The 19,335-nt window shown below is 39.4% G+C and carries 20 protein-coding genes and 1 tRNA gene; 8 read left to right on the top strand and 13 right to left on the bottom strand.

All coding sequences use genetic code 11. The annotated features are described in order from the left end of the window. A partial coding sequence (locus VIHSUH07_RS04875) for a transposase (RefSeq protein ID WP_146104937.1) occupies positions 1-159 on the top strand: 159 nt, incomplete at its 5' end. 141 nt (positions 160-300) lie between these two features. On the opposite strand, the gene VIHSUH07_RS04870 is transcribed toward VIHSUH07_RS04875, so the two are convergent. The 7 genes from VIHSUH07_RS04870 to VIHSUH07_RS04840 form a co-directional block, all read right to left on the bottom strand. Beyond that, entirely contained in the window at positions 301-801 is a 501-nt protein-coding gene (locus tag VIHSUH07_RS04870; RefSeq protein ID WP_016476101.1) for an ECF transporter S component, read from the bottom strand. A 59-nt stretch (positions 802-860) separates the two neighbouring features. After that, a complete protein-coding gene (locus VIHSUH07_RS04865) occupies positions 861-1,265 on the bottom strand; it encodes a PACE efflux transporter (protein ID WP_105084093.1) in 405 nt (134 codons plus the stop codon). Between the two features lie 145 nt (positions 1,266-1,410). Beyond that, positions 1,411-2,877 (bottom strand): DASS family sodium-coupled anion symporter, encoded by a 1,467-nt coding sequence (locus VIHSUH07_RS04860; RefSeq protein WP_105084092.1) that lies wholly within the window; start codon positions 2,875-2,877, stop codon positions 1,411-1,413. A 245-nt stretch (positions 2,878-3,122) separates the two neighbouring features. After that, positions 3,123-3,947 (bottom strand): MetQ/NlpA family ABC transporter substrate-binding protein, encoded by an 825-nt coding sequence (locus VIHSUH07_RS04855; RefSeq protein WP_105084091.1) that lies wholly within the window; start codon positions 3,945-3,947, stop codon positions 3,123-3,125. Positions 3,948-4,001: 54 nt separating this feature from the next. After that, on the bottom strand, positions 4,002-4,673 hold the full coding sequence (locus tag VIHSUH07_RS04850; RefSeq protein WP_005381510.1) for a methionine ABC transporter permease: 672 nt from the start codon (positions 4,671-4,673) through the stop codon (positions 4,002-4,004). Beyond that, positions 4,673-5,695, bottom strand: coding sequence for a methionine ABC transporter ATP-binding protein (locus VIHSUH07_RS04845; protein ID WP_105084090.1), 1,023 nt, complete (start codon positions 5,693-5,695; stop codon positions 4,673-4,675). The genes VIHSUH07_RS04850 and VIHSUH07_RS04845 overlap by 1 nt, the downstream gene beginning before the upstream one ends. A 185-nt stretch (positions 5,696-5,880) precedes the next feature. After that, positions 5,881-6,747, bottom strand: a complete 867-nt coding sequence (locus tag VIHSUH07_RS04840) for a DMT family transporter (protein ID WP_105084089.1) — start codon at positions 6,745-6,747, stop codon at positions 5,881-5,883. A gap of 377 nt (positions 6,748-7,124) precedes the next feature. On the opposite strand from VIHSUH07_RS04840, the gene pflB reads away from it, so the two are divergent. The 3 genes from pflB to pflA all read left to right on the top strand — a co-directional run bounded on the left by pflB (position 7,125) and on the right by pflA (position 10,347). Continuing rightward, complete coding sequence (gene pflB, locus VIHSUH07_RS04835; protein ID WP_005384415.1) at positions 7,125-9,242, top strand: formate C-acetyltransferase; 2,118 nt, start codon at positions 7,125-7,127, stop codon at positions 9,240-9,242. Positions 9,243-9,309: 67 nt separating this feature from the next. Next, complete coding sequence (gene grcA3 / locus VIHSUH07_RS04830) at positions 9,310-9,549, top strand: autonomous glycyl radical cofactor GrcA3 (RefSeq protein WP_005376651.1); 240 nt, start codon at positions 9,310-9,312, stop codon at positions 9,547-9,549. Positions 9,550-9,561: 12 nt separating this feature from the next. Continuing rightward, on the top strand, positions 9,562-10,347 hold the full coding sequence (pflA, locus tag VIHSUH07_RS04825) for a pyruvate formate-lyase-activating protein (RefSeq protein WP_105084088.1): 786 nt from the start codon (positions 9,562-9,564) through the stop codon (positions 10,345-10,347). 117 nt (positions 10,348-10,464) lie between these two features. Here pflA and VIHSUH07_RS04820 read toward each other — a convergent pair whose 3' ends face one another. Next, entirely contained in the window at positions 10,465-11,415 is a 951-nt protein-coding gene (locus VIHSUH07_RS04820; protein ID WP_105084087.1) for a 2-hydroxyacid dehydrogenase, read from the bottom strand. A 226-nt stretch (positions 11,416-11,641) separates the two neighbouring features. Here VIHSUH07_RS04820 and alr point away from each other — a divergent pair, with 226 nt between their 5' ends. Then, positions 11,642-12,754: an alanine racemase gene (gene alr, locus VIHSUH07_RS04815; RefSeq protein ID WP_105084096.1), complete on the top strand. Its 1,113-nt coding sequence runs from the start codon at positions 11,642-11,644 to the stop codon at positions 12,752-12,754. Between the two features lie 339 nt (positions 12,755-13,093). Here the strand turns inward: alr and VIHSUH07_RS04810 are convergent, their stop codons facing one another. The 3 genes from VIHSUH07_RS04810 to VIHSUH07_RS04800 form a co-directional block, all read right to left on the bottom strand. After that, complete coding sequence (locus tag VIHSUH07_RS04810) at positions 13,094-13,582, bottom strand: hypothetical protein (RefSeq protein ID WP_233187820.1); 489 nt, start codon at positions 13,580-13,582, stop codon at positions 13,094-13,096. A 400-nt stretch (positions 13,583-13,982) separates the two neighbouring features. Next, positions 13,983-14,058 (bottom strand) — tRNA-Thr (locus VIHSUH07_RS04805). Positions 14,059-14,107: 49 nt separating this feature from the next. Then, positions 14,108-14,677: a PepSY domain-containing protein gene (locus tag VIHSUH07_RS04800; protein ID WP_005376688.1), complete on the bottom strand. Its 570-nt coding sequence runs from the start codon at positions 14,675-14,677 to the stop codon at positions 14,108-14,110. A 172-nt stretch (positions 14,678-14,849) separates the two neighbouring features. Here VIHSUH07_RS04800 and fliB point away from each other — a divergent pair, with 172 nt between their 5' ends. Further along, positions 14,850-15,767, top strand: coding sequence for a flagellin lysine-N-methylase (gene fliB / locus VIHSUH07_RS04795; RefSeq protein ID WP_105084085.1), 918 nt, complete (start codon positions 14,850-14,852; stop codon positions 15,765-15,767). 75 nt (positions 15,768-15,842) lie between these two features. Here the strand turns inward: fliB and VIHSUH07_RS04790 are convergent, their stop codons facing one another. After that, positions 15,843-16,511 (bottom strand): hypothetical protein, encoded by a 669-nt coding sequence (locus VIHSUH07_RS04790; protein WP_005384405.1) that lies wholly within the window; start codon positions 16,509-16,511, stop codon positions 15,843-15,845. 180 nt (positions 16,512-16,691) lie between these two features. Then, positions 16,692-17,597 carry a metal ABC transporter substrate-binding protein gene (locus tag VIHSUH07_RS04785; protein WP_105084084.1) on the bottom strand — a complete coding sequence of 302 codons (906 nt, stop codon included), beginning with the start codon at positions 17,595-17,597 and terminating at the stop codon, positions 16,692-16,694. A gap of 147 nt (positions 17,598-17,744) precedes the next feature. On the opposite strand from VIHSUH07_RS04785, the gene VIHSUH07_RS04780 reads away from it, so the two are divergent. Next, a complete protein-coding gene (locus tag VIHSUH07_RS04780) occupies positions 17,745-18,494 on the top strand; it encodes a metal ABC transporter ATP-binding protein (protein WP_105084083.1) in 750 nt (249 codons plus the stop codon). Further along, positions 18,487-19,305: a metal ABC transporter permease gene (locus VIHSUH07_RS04775; RefSeq protein WP_005376649.1), complete on the top strand. Its 819-nt coding sequence runs from the start codon at positions 18,487-18,489 to the stop codon at positions 19,303-19,305. The genes VIHSUH07_RS04780 and VIHSUH07_RS04775 overlap by 8 nt, the downstream gene beginning before the upstream one ends. Positions 19,306-19,335: the final 30 nt, after the last annotated feature.

Below are 19,335 nucleotides of genomic sequence, written 5' to 3'. Positions count from 1 at the left end.
GGATACACAGAAGGAACTAACAACAAGATTAAGGTATTAAAACGAATAAGCTATGGGCTTCGCCACTTTGGTAGATTTAGAGTACGTATTCTACTTTTGAGCAAAAAGAATGGCACCAACCATACATATGATTGGTGCCAAACAAGACTCGTAGGGTGAACACCCCAACATTTGACAGAGAGCCTATAAAAAGGTGTTACTACATCCCCTATCGAAACAGTACTAGCTGTTATCAATACAACGAGGGTGTGTAACACCTTTTTATTATGTATTTTATTTACTATAAATAAGTTCTCAAACCTATTTAACACGTTTCATAATTAGTAATGCCAATATAATCCCTAATGAGGATGTCACAAGTTGTGGCCAACTAGATACAAAGAGCATGGCATTTACAATCTTTGGTGGAAGTTGGAATAAAGAGAAAAACAACGAATATCCACCAAATAGAACGCCTGCTTTCACCAATGCAGCCACGATGATAAGTAAAAGTTTTGGTTTATGTTGCAACCAATGTGCGACTAATACATAGGCTGTCGTGCCTAATCCTGTAATAAAAATAAATGGTGGCAATGGTAACATACCTTGTAAATGCGCTACAACTGGCGCAACCCAGGCAATAACTAAGCCATTTTTCCAACCATAACGCCATGTGGCAAGCACAAATGTAGCTGATGTAATAGAGCCGATAAGGAACATGCTGATCTGATTCGGAATAAATGGAAACATAAGACGCAAACTTTGCGCTAACAAGGCTACGGCCAACAAAAGGCCGGTGCCTGTAATAGATTTTGTAGACATAAGAACCTCCCCTTATACGATATATACTTTACAAGAGGTACTTACCTCAAACAAATTAATTAAGCTTTCACAAAGAACAGACGCACTCGATCATATAACCAGTTATAGACATAGGTGTACACCAAGATAATTAAGGTCATCGAAATATCCGTAATAAACGCCATCCATAAGCTGATACTCATCATGTACATAATCATTGGCACCGTAGCTGCTAATAATAGACCTTCAAACAATACGGCATGAATCGTGCGAATTACGGGGCCTCGTGCCAATCGATCACCTGGTACTAATTTATCAAAAATCCAGTTAAATATGAAATTCCATATGACTGCAGTCAACGAAATTAATATCATCAACAATAATGGTTGCCCCTCATGAGGAATAAATTCAATGACTAGCATCCCGATTAAAATCGCACCCAGTTCAAATATTACTGATTGTATCGTACGTTCAAGAATAGACATATATACCTCGCGTTTATATGCAACCTCTATATGCGTTATTATAACACAATCTAGAGTTTCATTTTAGGTATGAAAAAGCCCTAATATATCTATCGAGCGACTTGCGAAGAACTGGAGCGCAGAGAGATATATTAGGGCTTTAAAACTAGCCTAAAAGTGGCATTACGAACTGGATCCATGGAATCCCCACTACGATAAAGATCGCAAGGTAGATAATCCCAAAGATAGCGCCTAATTTCCAGAATTCAGGACCTTTGTTATAGCCACTAGCAAACCAAATTGGGCTATGACCAGTACCATATGGTGTAAGGATACCCATAATACCCATTGGTACTAACAGAATTAACATAACTTGAGCTGGATCAACACCAGGAATTTGAAGAATTAGAGTAGCAAACAAGCCTACCATAGCTGTTACATAAGCAGTGCCAGAAGCAAAGAAGTAACGAAGCAAGCAGAATGCTAACAACAAACCAAGAACTGCCATTGTAGGATCTAAAGAAACCAAAGAACCACCAGCAGATTTAGCAAGCCATTCCAAGAAGCCTACATTTTTAAGGCCAGAAGCCATAGGTACGAGTGTAGCAAACCAAGTCAAAACATTCCATGCTGGTTTGTTAGCAAGGAAGTCTTGCCATGTCATAATCTTAGTGAAAATCATTAAGATAATAACAATTAAAGCTGTTGTAGTTGGGTTTACTTTAAATGTAGAAGCACCAATCCACAATACAAGAGCCAACACAGAAATCAAGGCCATGAAAACTTCACTGCGTGTCATGGAGCCTAACTTCTTGTACTCATCCTTTGCCCACGCTGCAATTTCAGGGGAACCTTTCACCTCTGGCTTGCAGAATACATAGGTCAACAATGGAGTGATGATGAACAAAATAAGACCTACTGGCAAGAATGCGAGGAACCATGTGCCCCAGTTTGCCGCCACAATACCAGCTTTAGCAGACAATTCAAGAGCCAATGGGTTTGGAGCTGCGCCAGTCAAGAAGATGGAGCTAGATACACATGTAGTTGCCAACGCTACCCAGTTCAAATAGGAACCGATTTTACGAGGGTTCTTATCTGGATAAGAGTCAAACATTGGACAAATACTAGATACGATTGGGTAAATCGTACCACCAGAACGAGCCGCATTACTTGGGATGAACGGTGCCAATACAAGATCCGTAATAGCGATGGCATAACCAAGACCTAACGAGGACTTGCCAAGCTTTGCTACTAGGAACAAGGCAATACGGCGGCCAAGGCCAGAGTTTTCATAACCAATACCAATCATGAAGGCTGCGAAGATCAACCACACGATGGCATTAGAGAAACCGCTAAGGCCCCAACTGATAGCTTGTGCATCAGTAATCGCCTTTGCTACACCAGTTGCTTTATCTACAACAGGTGCAGGACCAACCTTAAACAACATAGACACGGTAACAGCAATGATACCGATGAAAGCTGGTGGCATTGGTTCTAAAATCAACCCTACCACGAGGCCAGCGAAAATACTTACGTAAATCCAAGAATTTGCGCTAAGGCCTTCAGGAGCACCGATGAGCCATACAAGAATAGCGACTACAAGCGGTGCGAATAATTTCCAATTCAACTTCATTAGAAACTCTCCTTACACATGAAAACAAAATAAAATACAAAAAAGCTTATTTAGTATATCAGATTTTTTAATAAGATGATATAAACTCACCCATAACACTTATTAATAGTTAATAAACTGTTAGTAATAGCTTTTATAGCAATAAAAAGCGATACCCCTTAGAAGTAAAAAATTGAATCTAATTGGTATCGCTGTCTATCTATTTTGTAAAAATATTTCAATTGTAATTAGCTTACTAAATTATATTATTCACCTTTTGGAACAAACCATAAGCCATTATTATTTTTTTCCATGTAGTCTTTGAATTCTTGCGAGTGGTATGCTGCTACAATGTCTTTTGCCCATTGTGCATCTTTGTTTTTCTCATTAACTACGAGTTGTAATAACCATTGTGGCAATACATCTTCATTTGCCAATGCAGATTTAGGATCGATTTTTGCATTATAGATAACCGCCCCAGTAATGACAATGTAATCGAAATCAGTACGTACAGAAGGAATTGTAAGGGATTTCATTTCTGTAAATTTAAGATGTTTAGGATTTTCAATAATATCTGCTTGAGTTACTGTTGCTAAATCTTTGTTAGGATCAAGCTTAATCCAACCGATTTTTTGCAATAACGCATAAGCACGAGCCATGTTGGATGCATCATTAGGTACTGCAATAGTGTCACCATCTGCCACTTGATCTAGAGATGTTTTAGAACCACTAAAGATACCTGCTGGTACTGTTGGAATTGGAGTTAAGGCTACAAGATGACCATTTTGTTTTTCGTTGAAGTTTTTCATGTATGCTATATGTTGTTCAACGTTAAAGTCAACCTCACCATCACTTAACACTTGGTCAGCTTGTACCAAATCAGACATATCTACGCCTTTAAAGGTATAGCCTTGTTTCTCCAAAATTGGTTTTACACCTTTTTCAAATAATTCAGAGTAAGGACCCTGAGATTTACTGTAGGTTAATTCTTTTTTAGCACCATTATCACTATTATTAGAACCGCAGCCTGCGATAAAAGCTACGCTGAATACTAATGCCGCACCAAGGGCAAGGATTTTTTTCAATTTCATAGTATATTCTCCTATACTTTCACAATCAAAATAACTAGAATCTATTTCATCAAATTAGGAACGACGCGCACGACGTGCAAAATAGTTACCTATTGTTTGAATAATTTGAACAAAAATAATCAAAATAACTACGGTAAATAACATCAATGGGAAGTTCAATCGTTCATAACCATAGGTGAGGGCCAAATCACCTACACCACCAGCACCAATAGCACCAGCCATAGCAGTAGCACCGATTAGACCAATAGTACCCGTTGTAATAGATAAAATAAGCGAACCCTTTGCTTCTGGTAAAAGAAAATGCCAAATCACCTCAAAATGAGAGGCCCCCATTGATTGTGCAGCCTCGATAATTCCTTTATTAACCTCTAAAATAGAGTTTTCAAAGAGTCTAGCTAGATAAGGGGCAATAAATATAACAAGTGGTACAATAGCCGCTGTTGTACCAACACGAGTACCTACAATCATCTTAGTTAACGGTAATATAAACACCATCAAAATGATAAATGGTACGGAACGAACAATATTAACAATTGTATTTGTAATGGTATAAACAATACTATTTTTAACGATACCATTAGGATTTGTTACCACCAATGTAACTGCGATAATTAGACCTAGTACTGTACCAATGAACAAAGATAGGAACACCATATATAATGTCTGTTCTGCAGCTAATAATAACTGCGATCCTGGAACACCAAGTTCTTGCATAAAGAAGTCCATTATAGTGTCACCTCCTGCCATTCAATACCTTGTGTCACAAGATATTCTTTTACCTTGCCCACTTCAAGATCATCACCAATAAACTGAACAATAAAAATACCAAGTACTGTATGTTCTAACTCTGTTACCGTAGCAAATAACACGCTCGTTTCTAAATCAAAAGTTTTATTAATATGATATAAAACATTATCGGTCGTATTATTTCCTAAGAAATGCATCTTAAGAATGGTATATGGTCGCTTATCACAGGCCAAGGTATGTTTCACTGTTGATGGAATTTCATCAGGAATGACAGTTCTAACAAATCGTTTCGTTGTTTCATGCTTTGGTTTACTAAACACCTCAAGCACAGAACCACTCTCTATGAGTTTTCCATGTTCCATAACTACAACTCGATTGCAAATTTTTTGAATTACATCAATCTCATGAGTTACGATAACAACCGTTACCCCTAGTTCACGATTAACGCGCTCTAATAATTGAAGAATAGACTCTGTCGTATCTGGATCAAGAGCACTTGTTGCTTCATCGCAAAGCAGAATTGATGGATCTGTAGCTAGCGCACGAGCAATACCTACACGTTGCTTTTGACCACCAGATAATTCTCCAGGATATGCATTTGCTTTATCACCTAAATCAACAAAATCTAACAAAGTTTTAACCTTTTTATCAATCTCTGATTTAGGAACCTTATTTAGAATCAATGGAATTGCCACATTATCATACACAGATTTAGCATTCAACAAATTGAACTGTTGAAACACCATACCTATGCGCTTACGTACCTTTCTGAGCTCATTAAAACTCAAGCCATTGATATTCACACCATCTATTTCAACATGACCAGAGGTAGGTACCTCTAAAGCATTAATCATTCGCAACAGTGTAGATTTACCAGCTCCACTGAAACCAATAATGCCAAATATATCGCCTTTTTCTATGGTGAAGTTTACATCAGATAATGCAGTAACCTTTTGCTTATTAACGTCAAATTCTTTGGTTACGTTTCGTATAGCAATCACTGTACCACCTCTTTCCTTTTAAATCTATAGGAATTAATCTCATTTTAAATCATATCTCAAAGGTATGTTTTAATGATATACTTAGATTACTACAATTTATAAGTACTGTCAAACAAAAAAGAACCTCGCCCATTAAAAGGTTGAGGTTCTTTGTTTATATAGATTCAGCCACTAAGAAATTCAACTTATCTATATCGATTAAATAAGAATAATGATCCTAGTATGATTGGTGCCCCAATATAGAGTCCCATATTGGGTATTTCCCCCAACAGAAAGGCCGCTACTATAGCTGCCACGATTGGTGAAATATACATAAAGTTAGTTACATCGGACACCTTTTCAGCATGTTCAAAAGCATAGCTCCAGAATACGAATCCTAATGCACTGGAAAAGAAAGCCAGATACACCATGGCAAGTTGTGCACTAAGAGGTGCCTGCACAATCATTTCAATGGCATGATCTGCAAAAGGCAATGCCATAATGGCACCTGTAAACATTGACCACATAGCTATAGTAATGGAGTTATAACCTTTCAGGCTAAGACCACGATTAAGGATGTTATACATCGCAAACAATATCATACCTAATAAAGTCCACAATGCACCCAGAGGAATTGTAAGGGTAGAATTCCAAAGAATAATAATTGCTACACCTATAAATGCAGTGATAGTAAAGATCCATCCGGCAGGACGTATTCTATCTTTATACACCACTAACGCTAAAAGTGCTGTCGTCATGGGCGTTAAAGCCATAATAATGCTCGACGTAGCCGCTGGGATTGTGCGAAGCCCTTCATTAAAAACGACTTGATAAACGAAGTTCCCTGTAGCCCCTAACAAAATATATATGCCCCACTCACGCCAAGATGTAGGGATGTGTAAGCCTTTAAATACACCAATAATTAGCATGAGTATAGCGCCACCTACAACTCTTGCTACAGAGAGTGTCAATGCATCTACTGATTGTAATGCAAGTTTGCCAAACGGAAATGCTGTAGCCCATACGGCAATCGTGGCAGATGCACCCAAAATAGCTTTCATTCGATTTGTCATCAGCATCCACCTTTCTTCGTAATTCCTAAATTAATGCTATTTAAATATTATCATAATAACACGCTACATTTACAAGCACTCATAATACTGTATATCGAAAATATTTCATTTATTGATATGAATTTTCATTATTTAAAAATAATAAACAAACTAGGTCATTTAAGTATATAAATAAAATAATTACCAATCTAACACATTAAATACTGTTTTTATAAATAATAATTTTATACACACTCATTACAAATAACATCTATTCTTACTAAATTTGCATAGTATGTATTGAAAATCCATATCATTTATGTATTGTGAGTTTTAGATAAACATTGTACACTAGATATATCAAAATCTATAGTTATATCCATTTATGGAGGTGCAAAATGCAACATACTGCATGGAAAGATTTTAACACAGGTGTGTGGGATAAAGCGATTGACGTACGCGACTTTATCCAAAGAAACTATGTTCCCTATGAAGGGGACGACTCCTTCCTAGTTGGTCCTACAGAACGTACTACAAAATTGTGGGACAAGGTAATGAAACTATACGAAGAAGAACGCGAAAAAGGTGGCATGCTTGATGCCGATACTTCCGTAGCTACACACATCACTGCGCATGCGCCAGGATATATCGACAAAGACCTTGAAACAATCGTTGGCTTACAAACTGATAAACCTCTAAAACGCGCTATGTTCCCTTATGGCGGTCTTCGTACAGCAAAATCTGCTATCGAAGAATATGGCTTTAAAATGGATCCTCAAACAGAGGACTTCTTCAAAAAGCACCGTAAAACGCACAATGACGGCGTATTCGATGTTTACACTCCAGAAATGCGTGCCGCTCGTACAGCACACATCGTAACTGGTTTGCCAGATGCATACAGCCGTGGCCGTATCATCGGTGACTATCGTCGTATCGCTCTATACGGTATCGATTACTTAATCGAAGAGAAAAACCAAGAATTCAATATCACTATGGGTGATATGCTTGAGGACATAATCCGAGACCGCGAAGAGATCAAAGAACAAATTCGTTCCTTGAAAGAATTGAAAGAAATGGCTGCATCCTATGGTTACGATATTTCCGAACCAGCTAAAGATGTTAAAGAAGCTATGCAATGGATTTACTTTGGCTACCTTGGCGCTATCAAAGAACAAAATGGTGCCGCTATGTCCATCGGCCGTAACTCTACATTCCTCGATATCTACGCTGAACGCGACCTTCGCAACGGCACATACACAGAAGAACAAATCCAAGAATTCGTAGATCATTTCATCATGAAATTGCGTATGGTTCGCTTTGCACGTATCCACGAATACAACAACTTGTTCACAGGCGACCCTGTTTGGACTACGGAATCTATCGGTGGTATGGGTACTGACGGCCGTACATTGGTTTCCAAAATGTCCTTCCGTTACCTACATACATTGACTAACCTTGGTCCTGCTCCAGAACCAAACCTCACTGTATTATGGTCTCCTCGCATGCCTATCGGCTTCCGCCGTTTCTGTGCGAAGTTATCTATCGAAACATCTTCTATCCAATACGAAAACGACGAATTGATGCGTCCTAACTCCGGTGATGACTATGCAATCGCATGTTGCGTATCTCCAATGCGTATTGGTAAAGAAATGCAATTCTTCGGCGCTCGTTCTAACCTAGCAAAATGCTTGCTTTATGCAATCAACGGCGGCGTTGACGAAAAACTTAAGAAACAAATCGGTCCTAAATACCGCCCTATTACATCCGAATACTTAGACTTTGACGAAGTATGGGAAAAATTCGACGACATGATGGAATGGTTGGCAGGCGTATATGTAAACGCATTGAACATCATTCACTACATGCATGATAAATACGCTTATGAAAAACTAGAAATGGCATTGCATGACCGCAAGGTAACTCGCTGGTTCGCAACTGGCATTGCTGGTTTATCCGTAGTAGCTGACTCCTTGTCCGCTATTAAATACGCTAAGGTAAAACCTATTCGTGACGAAAACGGCATCGCTGTTGATTTCGAAATCGAAGGTGAATTCCCTAAATATGGTAACGATGACGATCGTGTAGATAGCTTGGCTTCCATGGTTGTATCTACATTTATGAACAAAGTTCGTAAACATCCTACATACCGTCAATCCGTTCCTACTATGAGCTTGTTAACAATTACTTCTAACGTAGTATATGGTACTGCAACAGGTTCCACACCAGACGGCCGTAAGGCTGGTCAAGCATTCGCTCCTGGTGCTAACCCTATGCATGGTCGTGACTCTCACGGTGCTGTAGCTTCGTTGTCTTCCGTTGCAAAAATGCCATGGCGCGATTGCTCTGACGGTATTTCCAATACCTTCTCCATCGTTCCAGACGCATTAGGTAAATCTGGTGAAACATTTGTATCCGTAGGCGATTTTGATATTGAGTTAGACCCTTCTCAATTGCCTAACAGCAATACAAACTTCGCTTGCAGCGAACCAAATGTTACTATAGAGGAAGATAAATAATCTTCCGCCGTATTGTATGCTTTCACCGGCATCAGTACTCATATTTTGGTTGAAAGGAGGAATACCCATGAGCAACCAACAACAAGTGGATAACTTGGTAGAATTATTGGATGGCTACTCCCAAAAGGGCGGTCACCATTTGAACGTTAACGTGTTCACTCGTGAAACATTGTTAGACGCTCAAAAACATCCTGAGTTGTATCCTCAATTGACTGTTCGTGTATCTGGTTATGCAGTACACTTCAACAAATTGACGAAACAACAACAAGATGAAGTTATTTCCCGTACATTCCATCAACAAATCTAATCGAGGTTTTCTATGACAGGACGTATTCATTCACTAGAAACGATGGGTACGGTTGATGGTCCAGGCATGCGCATGGTGGTATTCCTTCAAGGGTGCCCCATGCGTTGTGCCTATTGCCATAATCCAGACACGTGGAATGAAGAAAGCCAAGAAGCTAAGTTCATGACCGTCGAAGAGATTTGGCAACAATACGAACGTAACCGTCAGTTCTATACGAACGGTGGCATTACTGTCACAGGTGGGGAAGCATTGATGCAAATCGACTTTGTCATCGAGCTTTTCACATATTTTAGTGAAAGAAACGTCCATACCTGTTTAGATACAAGTGGAATTTGTTTTGATCCCCACCAAGAGGTGGCATACCGTAAGTTACTGAGCGTAACGAGTCTCGTCATTTTGGATATTAAGGACATCGATCCTACTGTCCACAAATGGCTAACCGCACAGCCTTTAGAACCAATCCTTCAATTCGCAAAACTGACAGCTGATGTAAATGTGCCGATTTGGGTGCGTCACGTGGTGGTACCTACTATTACAGACAACGCAGATCGTCACTATAGGCTAGGCTTTTTCTTAGGCTCACTACGCAACTTACAAGCCGTCGACTGTTTACCATATCATGTGATGGGTGTTGCTAAATACAAGGAATTAGGTATCACTTACCGCCTTGATGGCATCCCGGCCGCTACAAAGGATTTAGCTGCCAAAGCGAGCAAAACCGTTGTAGAAGGCATAAAAGCATATCGTAGACATTGGTGGAGTCCCATCAAAACACCAACTAATCATAATCAAGTTTGAGGATAACTACCTCCCTTGATATATATACTATATATATTAAAAACTTGATCTATGATCTAGCCCTAAACGAAAATAACCCCTGACCACACAACCGGTCAGGGGTTATTTGTCTATCTATTAAGAGACAACATTAATAGGTTCACCTTTCAAAAAGGCTTGTACATTATCACGAATAATGCCTACCAAGCGTTGACGTGTTTCTAAGCCTTTCCATCCCATATGAGGTGTAATAATAACATTATCAAGAGTATAAAGAGGGCTATCCTCTACTGGAGGTTCTACCTCTTGTACATCAAGGCCTGCACCACCAATACGTTTAGCAACTAAAGCTTCACATAAATCAGCTTCATTAATAAGTGCACCACGACCAGTATTAATGATGACTGCCGATGATTTCATCTTAGCGATTGTATCCTTATTAATCATGTGCTTAGTTTGGTCATTCAATGGGCAATGCAATGTAATATAATCACTATTTTCTAGTAATTCATCAAGACTTACATAACGAATACCATCACCATCAGCCTTTGGTGTACGCGTATGAATTAAAATATTCATATCTAAGGCCTTTGCTACCTTCACAACAGCCATGCCGATATGACCTGCGCCGATAATACCTAATGTTTTACCATTAACTTCGGTGTGAGGCACTTGTAAATAGTTAGTAAAATTACTACGGTCGCCTCTAGCAAGCATACCAATTTGTTGCTGCATAGTAGATGCAAAATTGAGAAGCATCATAATTACCGTATGCGCTACACGTTCTGTACTGTAGGCCGGAATATTGCACACCGTAATCCCCTTAGCGCGCGCTGCATCAAGGTCGATATTGTTATATCCAGTACCAGCTTCTACGATGAGTTTCACAGATTCAGGGAATTGTGAAAGCAACTCTGCCCCTACAGGTATTTCTTTTGTTACCACTACAGTGGCACCTTGAATGCGTTCAATAAGTTCTGCATTAGTGCTATCGTCATATACTTGTACATCATTTGATAAAATAGAAAAATCTAGCAAGTGATCGTAATTCATCTTGCCTGCATTAACTACTACAACTCGTTCGTTCATCATATCCTCCTAACAATTTCTATTAAGGGTAAATGTATTATATAATAATTATACTACAAGATACTCTATATTATATGCTAATCTATCATAACTTATGCAGATTAAGACTAATTTTCCCTAGAATATAAATCCAAATGAAATTTTAGCATAAACTTTCACAAAAACTATTGTTTAATTCCCTAAAAGTTATACAATAAAAGTAATGTATTTTAGGAGTGAAATGATCATGAGACCAACATATTTAACGATTGATACAAGCTTGGTTCGCGAGAACCTACGCAAAATAAAAGACAGCCTCCCAGAATGGAGTACATCCACAGCTGTTATCAAGGCCAATGGCTATGGTCACGGTAGCGTTATGATGGGACGTATCGCTGTTGAAGAAGGTTATGAATCCTTAGCTGTCGCGATTCCAGAAGAATCTGTACCACTTCGCAATGCTGGTATTATGGTTCCTATTTATCTATTGGGCCTTACGAGACCACAATCCTTTGAACTTGTAGCGGATACCAATTCTATTCCTGCTGTTTGCGAATCCACAGATTTAGAAGCTCTTAACAAGGTGGCCGACAACCACGATATGATTATCCGTGTCGCCGTAGCTGTAGATACAGGCATGCATCGTATAGGCATTAAACCAGAGGATGCGGTAGAGTTCATTAAGCGCGTTGAATCCTATCCCAATCTTGCAGTAGATGGATTCTTTTCACACATGAGCAATGCCGATGCAGCAGATCAAAGTCACGCCCATGGGCAAGCACAAAAATTCCATACAATGGTGGACGAGATCCGTGCCTTTAGACCTGATGCGGACTATCGCTTTTCCTTGGCAAATAGTGCCGGTCTATTATCCGTAAAGGATAGTCTATTCACAGATGCACGACCAGGTATCATCCAATACGGCATCATGCCATCTCTCGATGTACCAAACCGATTAGGCCTCAAACCAGTCCTATCCCTCCACAGTGAAGTCGTACACGTGCAACATCTCGAAGCAGGCGAAGGCATTGGTTATGGTTCTACCTATATTACTCCAGAGCCTATGACAATCGCTACTATTCCTATAGGCTACGCCGACGGTTATCCACGCAGCCTATCCAATCGTGGTACCGTCCTCATCCAAGGTACCCGTTGCCCTGTAGTAGGACGTATTTGTATGGACCAATTCATGGTGGCTGTACCTGATACGATTACGGTTAAACCAGGCGACAAGGTTGTACTATTGGGTTCTCAAGGTCATGAAAGCATCTCTGCCCTTGAAATTGCAGCCCTCGCCTCCACCATTCCTTATGAAATCTTCTGTGGCTTCTCTGATCGCGTGCCACGACAATACATATAAAATAAAGAGGATGGCACCAGTGATTTCAATGTCATCCACAAAAGCAAAAGCACCACCGAGCATTCGGTGGTGCTTTTATTCTCCTATACCATACACATATGGATTGTGTGTGTTGTGTGTGTATTGTGTGTTGTGAGAGAGATATTTTATATACATCATGTATATACTTATGAATTGGGAGGGAACCCTTCATAAGGAGGCCCTAAGGCGACAGACGGCATAGGAGAGAGTCAATGTTTGTCTGATCCACCAAAGGGCCCGCATCGGGGTGCACTGGGAGATGTATGCACCCCAAGGCGCCGATGGGATGGCGCGATGTATGTGTATTGGTATAGTAGATTATTTATGAGCTTTATCTGCTTTTTCAGCCTTTACAGCTGGAGCAGATTGAGCTTTTTTGTTGGATTTTACGACCTTAGTTGTTTTATGGTCTTTTTTATCCGCTTTTATAACCTTTGTTGTTTTTGCATCCTTTTTATCTGCTTTTGCAACTGCAGGAGTTGTATCAGCATCCATGGACGCAGCTGCAGGATTAGCCGCAGCAGGAACTACGACAGGTTGTGCAGTTTCATTTACTGCAGGTTTCGCAGCAGGACCTGCCATAGCTACTGGTACAGTATTAACAACTGGGGCTGTTGTAGCAGGAGTAACTGCTTGTACAGGTGTTGTTGCTTCTTGTTTTACTACTGGTGCAGTTTGTACTGCTTCTTTAACGACCGGCACAGGTTGTACTTGTGGGGCTTCTGCTGCATAAGCAACTACGCTAGTGCCTAATACACCAGCTACTGCCAATGCAAGGCTAGTTCTTACGATAGATTTCTTCATCATGTCCTCCTAAGTTTCAAATAGTTAATCGCATATAGGTTATATTACTTAACCTAGCTACAATCACATCTGTTTACCACCTAGGCCTATGGCGGCTAACTGAAACCATCTTAGCCACCGCGTATGAGATGTAAATTAAGATATCTGAACTGCCCAATTTATTGCATGAAATATATATGAATTTTTGGCTAAATTTCTATAGAGTTTTTACAAATGCGATTCATGAATCATCAATTCATATTATGGCTGATAATTTCTATGAAAGCCCATACTATATAACATAACGCAAGCTATCAAATATCAATTTTTTCAATATAATACAAAGCTAGATAATTCATGAGTAAATTTTTAGAAAAAACTCCGCACATACAAAAAAGCCACAAGGCGTTAACCTTGTGGCCATTGGAGCTGATAATAGGATTCGAACCTACGACCTACTCATTACGAATGAGCCGCTCTACCAACTGAGCTATACCAGCATGTGTATAGTAACATCCTACTCCTATTGCAGTAAGATGTCAAATACACCTATTTTACGCCTTTTACAGATACAAGTTCACCTGTGAAAGCGTCTACATGCACTTCAATTTCTTGATGATTAGCGGCACCAAATTCTACATCGTATACAAAACGACCTTTTTCATTTTTTACAGACCAGCTATTAAGGCTAGTTGCTTGGCCTTTTGTTTGAGCAAAGGCAAAGTTTACAACTGCGTCTGGCGTTAAAATACGAGTAGGATCAAAGGCCTTTTTCTCTAAACCAACCTTGTATGCGCCTTCTTTTGTTTCACCAATTTGATTTGTATTGTAGTTATATTTCAACTCATACTTACCTGTTGAATCAAAGCCTTCAACTTCATATTTAATTTGACCATCTTCGCCATCAAATGCAATTTCTGTAATCGCTGCTTTTGGATGTTGTTGAATGAAAGCATTGAGCAATGTATTGGCGCCTACAATGGCTGCATGATTAGCATCAACAACTGCTACTGTCGGTTGTACCGGTACAATACTAGCCGCATCAACAACTGGTGCATTTACCCCAAATGCCGCTGCTAGTGCCAATGCAATACCGCCTTTTACGAACATAGATTTCATAAGTTCCTCCTACATAAATAGTATTAGTAAATATTCCATATACTACTATTATACACAATAATTAGGGCTTTCACGAACAAAATCATAATCTAAAATAACACCCACGAATAGATAGCATATGTTACAATTTAATTAGTAAAACAGTAATTAATAATATATACAAGTGAGTACTATGATTTCTTTATATCCAACCTTTTACCATACATTTCAATGCAAAGCCGATCAATGTCATCATACATGTTGTCAAAAGTGGACTATCGATGTAGATGAGGAGACGGCTAAATTATATCAAACACTGCCTACACCATTAGGTGAAGACCTGCGGAAATTTATGACCGTCGATGACGAAGGCTATTATTTCATGTTTAGCGACAAACAGCCCACCTGTCCGTTACTACGGGAAGATGGATTGTGCCGCGTAGTCTTAGAACTAGGCGAAGATAGTTTATGCGATACCTGTCATATGCATCCACGGTTCTATAAATATATCGAGGACCTCGAGCTCTGTGGCGTCGGTCTATCCTGCGAAGAATCGGTAGAAAAGTTACTAGCTACCGAAGGCGATCAATTGCTATTCACCATCGAAGATGATGACGGCGAATTTACTGCTGAAGACCGTCCCGTACTCGAAAATATCTTTGACCTCTTAGCATTAGGTATTAATCCTGCTATTTGTCAGTTTACACTCAATCATTCTATCCACTACTGCCAAGAGTTAGTTACTATATATAAGAAAACGGAGCCTATCGATGAGGAATGGACAAAACAACTAGCCCATTTAGAGGCCATTCTGTCATCGACAGAGGCATCAACTACGATGGACTTACTTAAGGCCGACACCATCGATGTATCCGCACTCAACAAAGTGTATCAATACATCTTATACCGCCAAATTGATATGCTTGCAGAATTCTCGTTAGAAAGCCTTGTGCGATACGCCTTTGACGCCACAGTATTTATCGCATTGCTAACACATCAATTCGGAAATCTGCCAGAACAAATCAGACGATGGTCTGAACAAATCGAATACGATGAAGATAACGTAGCATTCTTATTTAATGAATATGAAAACAAGAACCATGACAAATAAAAATTATCGGGCAAATCCTGCGTAGTTGCTATATAACGATGAAAAGACACATTCCCAAAAACGGAATGTGTCTTTTTAAAATAGTAGTATGCCTAAAAATTTTATGCCTACCCAGATGATGTACGCACCGCATATAACGAGAAGTCCTTCAAAGGCATTGCCCGAAACGGAGGCCCCCACAATACGTCCTACCACGGTGATTAAGGACATGGTAAGAAGAAGGCAAATAATCGTAAGAAATACGCCTAATAACAACACGAGGACGACAGGAGCTTTAGCGAAAGCAAAGAGTACACCAATGCTCAACATGTAGATACCGATTACCACTTGCGCATATGCAATACAGTGGAATACACCGGTTAAAATAGTCATCGTATAGCAATGACGAGCACGCCATAATGCATATCCACTGATAAGTATAGCCATAACTAAAGCTTTCACAATCAGCAATAGCCATCTGCTCACATCCCATAGAGGTGTCGTCGTACTCAACTTTTGTAACAATCCATTGATTTCAATGATATTAACCATAGGAAGTTGTTCAATTTTCATAAATGTTGTGGGATTCATGATGAAGTGTTTCATAGCCTCCGCATATACCGAATCACCTATAGCGGTGAATTGGTAACATATAACGGCTAGCACCATCATCACGACTAATTGAGTTATGCTGGTACGTTGACGATATATGCGTACGCCATCCGTATCGATAGGCCCTACTAATCGATCAAAGAATTCAATCATATGTCCTCTTAATACATATTAATACAACACAATACAAAGTATGCGTCAATGCACATAAACAGTACATTATTTCATGAAACGCTCATTCATTATAACATAAAAGCAAGGTATAGAATATACCTTGCTTTTAATTTTATTATATTTTTATGTTATAAATAGTTTATTTTTACTCATAAAAAGTTATTGCAAACTTCCTAAGATTTTAGTCAAATTATCATCCATTCGTTCAAGATATGTTTTATCGTCTTCCTTGCTTTCGATAGTATAAATAGTTTCTACCTTAGCGCCTACTTCTTGAGCTAATGTCTTAGATACTTCTGGACTAGCCATTTCTTCTGCGAAGATTGTGGTAATCTTATTTTCCTTGCAGTATTCGATGAGTTTAGCCAATTGTGCCGCATTTGGTTCACCTTCTGCAAACACATCTTCTACGCTATTTTGTTCTAATCCAAAGTCACGGCATAGATATGCAAACGCAGCATGACCTGTTACAAAGTTTTTGTGTGGAGCTTTTGCAAATTGACCTTCATATTTTTGAATCATAGCATCTAATTTTGCCACATAATCATTGTAGTTCTTTTCGTAATAATCCTTATTAGTAGGATCTACCTTTACCAATGCATCCTTAATATTTTTAACTTCGATCTTAGCATTTTTCAAAGACAACCATGTATGAGGATCTTCTGCGCCATGTTCTTTAATTTCATCAGGATCTGTGTTTTTAATAGCCTCTACACCATCAGATGCTTTCACAGATACAAGTTTGTCGTTTTTAGCCGCATCAATCGCTTGTTGCGCCCAAGGTTCCATGCCGAGTCCGTTATAAACAAATACTTGCGCTGATGCTAATTGTTTCATATTCTCTGGTTTTAATTCAAAGTCATGTGGTTCCGTACCATCTGGAATAATCGTAGATACCTCTACCTTATCGCCACCGATAGCCTTCGCAAATTCAGACATAGCATTAAAACTTGTTACCACTTGAATTTTCTTACCTGCTTGTTCCTTTGGCGTATCATTACCACAGCCTGCAAATAGAGCAGCCATCAGCACGCCAACTACTAACAATACCAGTTTCTTGACCATAGTAGGCCTCCTTTTTCTAAATCCTGAGTGCTCATGCTATTATAGTATATATAGTATTCTTTACTTGCAGTTGCGACTCAGTTGCATTTGTAATATAGTTATAGTATAAACGTAGTAATAATTTTGTCAATCAGAAAAGTGGTTTTTATGTTATCAATTCAACATCTTTATTTTTCATACCAAGGTCAACCGCCCTATGTGCTAAATGATTTAAACGTAGAGGTCCATAGTGGCGATTATATTTCCATCGTAGGCGACAATGGTTCTGGTAAAAGCACCCTCTTGCGCCTCATTCTAGGTTTTCTAACGCCTGTAAAAGGTTCCATCACATGTAACACGAACAATATTCGTTATGTATCACAAAAGAATGATTTTTCCCATGCTGGATTTCCTATTACAGTCTATGAAATTCTAGATTCCTATCGCAAGCTATTGAACATCAAAGATAAGCATGAAGTGAATCGCGTTCTTGAGCTCACACATATGACGGAGTTTAAAGACCGCCTCATCAGCAAATTATCCGGCGGTCAAGCACAGCGCATTTCTATCGCACGGGCCCTTATCGGTAGCCCAGACCTCATCATTCTCGATGAACCATCAACGGGCATCGACCGCAAGAGCCAAGAAGGTATTTATGCCCTCTTGCGCACACTAAATCAGGAACATCATATTACCATTATTTCCGTAGAGCATAATTTGGAAATGGCTCTTGCAAATTCGACAAACATCTATCACATTGCAAATGGTCAAGGTCATCTCTGTTCCCCTGAACAATATGCTTGCGAAATCATGCATAACACGGGATGCAATTCTGTGGACCATGAAAACTGTTCCTGCTTTACAGATGTGACGGCTCAGGCTCATGATACAACAACTAAGGAGGTACGCCATGTTTAATTATGATTTCATGCAAAATGCCTTCTTCGTAGCAGTCTGCATTTCTCTATTATGCCCATGCATCGGTATATTTATGGTACTACGCCGGTCCAGTATGATTGGCGACACCATGAGCCACGCATCCCTCGCCGGAATTACCCTCGGTTTATTGACCAATACGAATCCTATATTAGGGGCTTTCATATTCACCGCCATCTGCGGCGCCCTTATCGAGTTCTTGCGAAAATACTTTTCTCATCATCTTGATTTAATTCTTACCATCATCTTATCTCTCAGCATCGGTACAGCCATTACCCTCATCAGTTCGGGCAAGCTGAAAGCTAACGCTAACGTGTTCTTCTTCGGCAGCATCTTAACCGTAAATACTACAGATATGATTAGCATTGCAGTACTCACCATATTATCTGTATTAACCTTGTATTTCCTCTACAACTCACTTCTCTACATCGCCTACGATGAAGAGGCAGCACGAGTAGCGGGTGTAAAAGTGGATTTGATTAACTATGTATTTGCTATCTTAATGGCGGCAGCCGTATCCATTTCCATCAAAATCGTCGGCGTTCTCGTATTAAGTGCCATGATCGCCTTACCGGTAGCCTCTGCATTACAATTGGAAAAAGGTTTTAGAACAACCTTACTCTGCTCCATTGGATTTAGTTTACTAGCCATGATTATCGGCCTATTCGGATCCTATTATCTTAACGTGGCACCAGGTGGCTTTGTATCACTTACATCGGTATTCATCCTATTGGTAGTACTCATCATCAAGAATATTAAATCCATTATTCGGAGGATGCAATTTAGTAAATAAATAGTATGTGTACAAGAGTACATACAGTTA

The sequence above is a fragment of the Veillonella sp. T34266-5 genome (assembly GCF_002959815.1).
Lineage (GTDB): Bacteria > Bacillota > Negativicutes > Veillonellales > Veillonellaceae > Veillonella > Veillonella atypica.
This window is presented reverse-complemented; position numbering and strand designations above follow the sequence as displayed.

Coding starts and splice junctions, on each gene's coding strand:
- VIHSUH07_RS04870 (WP_016476101.1), bottom strand. CDS start 801: ATGTCTACAAAATCTATTACAGGCACCGGCCTTTTGTTGGCCGTAGCC.
- VIHSUH07_RS04865 (WP_105084093.1), bottom strand. CDS start 1,265: ATGTCTATTCTTGAACGTACGATACAATCAGTAATATTTGAACTGGGT.
- VIHSUH07_RS04860 (WP_105084092.1), bottom strand. CDS start 2,877: ATGAAGTTGAATTGGAAATTATTCGCACCGCTTGTAGTCGCTATTCTT.
- VIHSUH07_RS04855 (WP_105084091.1), bottom strand. CDS start 3,947: ATGAAATTGAAAAAAATCCTTGCCCTTGGTGCGGCATTAGTATTCAGC.
- VIHSUH07_RS04850 (WP_005381510.1), bottom strand. CDS start 4,673: ATGGACTTCTTTATGCAAGAACTTGGTGTTCCAGGATCGCAGTTATTA.
- VIHSUH07_RS04840 (WP_105084089.1), bottom strand. CDS start 6,747: ATGACAAATCGAATGAAAGCTATTTTGGGTGCATCTGCCACGATTGCC.
- pflB (WP_005384415.1), top strand. CDS start 7,125: ATGCAACATACTGCATGGAAAGATTTTAACACAGGTGTGTGGGATAAA.
- grcA3 (WP_005376651.1), top strand. CDS start 9,310: ATGAGCAACCAACAACAAGTGGATAACTTGGTAGAATTATTGGATGGC.
- pflA (WP_105084088.1), top strand. CDS start 9,562: ATGACAGGACGTATTCATTCACTAGAAACGATGGGTACGGTTGATGGT.
- VIHSUH07_RS04820 (WP_105084087.1), bottom strand. CDS start 11,415: ATGAACGAACGAGTTGTAGTAGTTAATGCAGGCAAGATGAATTACGAT.
- alr (WP_105084096.1), top strand. CDS start 11,642: ATGAGACCAACATATTTAACGATTGATACAAGCTTGGTTCGCGAGAAC.
- VIHSUH07_RS04810 (WP_233187820.1), bottom strand. CDS start 13,582: ATGATGAAGAAATCTATCGTAAGAACTAGCCTTGCATTGGCAGTAGCT.
- VIHSUH07_RS04800 (WP_005376688.1), bottom strand. CDS start 14,677: ATGAAATCTATGTTCGTAAAAGGCGGTATTGCATTGGCACTAGCAGCG.
- fliB (WP_105084085.1), top strand. CDS start 14,850: ATGATTTCTTTATATCCAACCTTTTACCATACATTTCAATGCAAAGCC.
- VIHSUH07_RS04790 (WP_005384405.1), bottom strand. CDS start 16,511: ATGATTGAATTCTTTGATCGATTAGTAGGGCCTATCGATACGGATGGC.
- VIHSUH07_RS04785 (WP_105084084.1), bottom strand. CDS start 17,597: ATGGTCAAGAAACTGGTATTGTTAGTAGTTGGCGTGCTGATGGCTGCT.
- VIHSUH07_RS04780 (WP_105084083.1), top strand. CDS start 17,745: ATGTTATCAATTCAACATCTTTATTTTTCATACCAAGGTCAACCGCCC.
- VIHSUH07_RS04775 (WP_005376649.1), top strand. CDS start 18,487: ATGTTTAATTATGATTTCATGCAAAATGCCTTCTTCGTAGCAGTCTGC.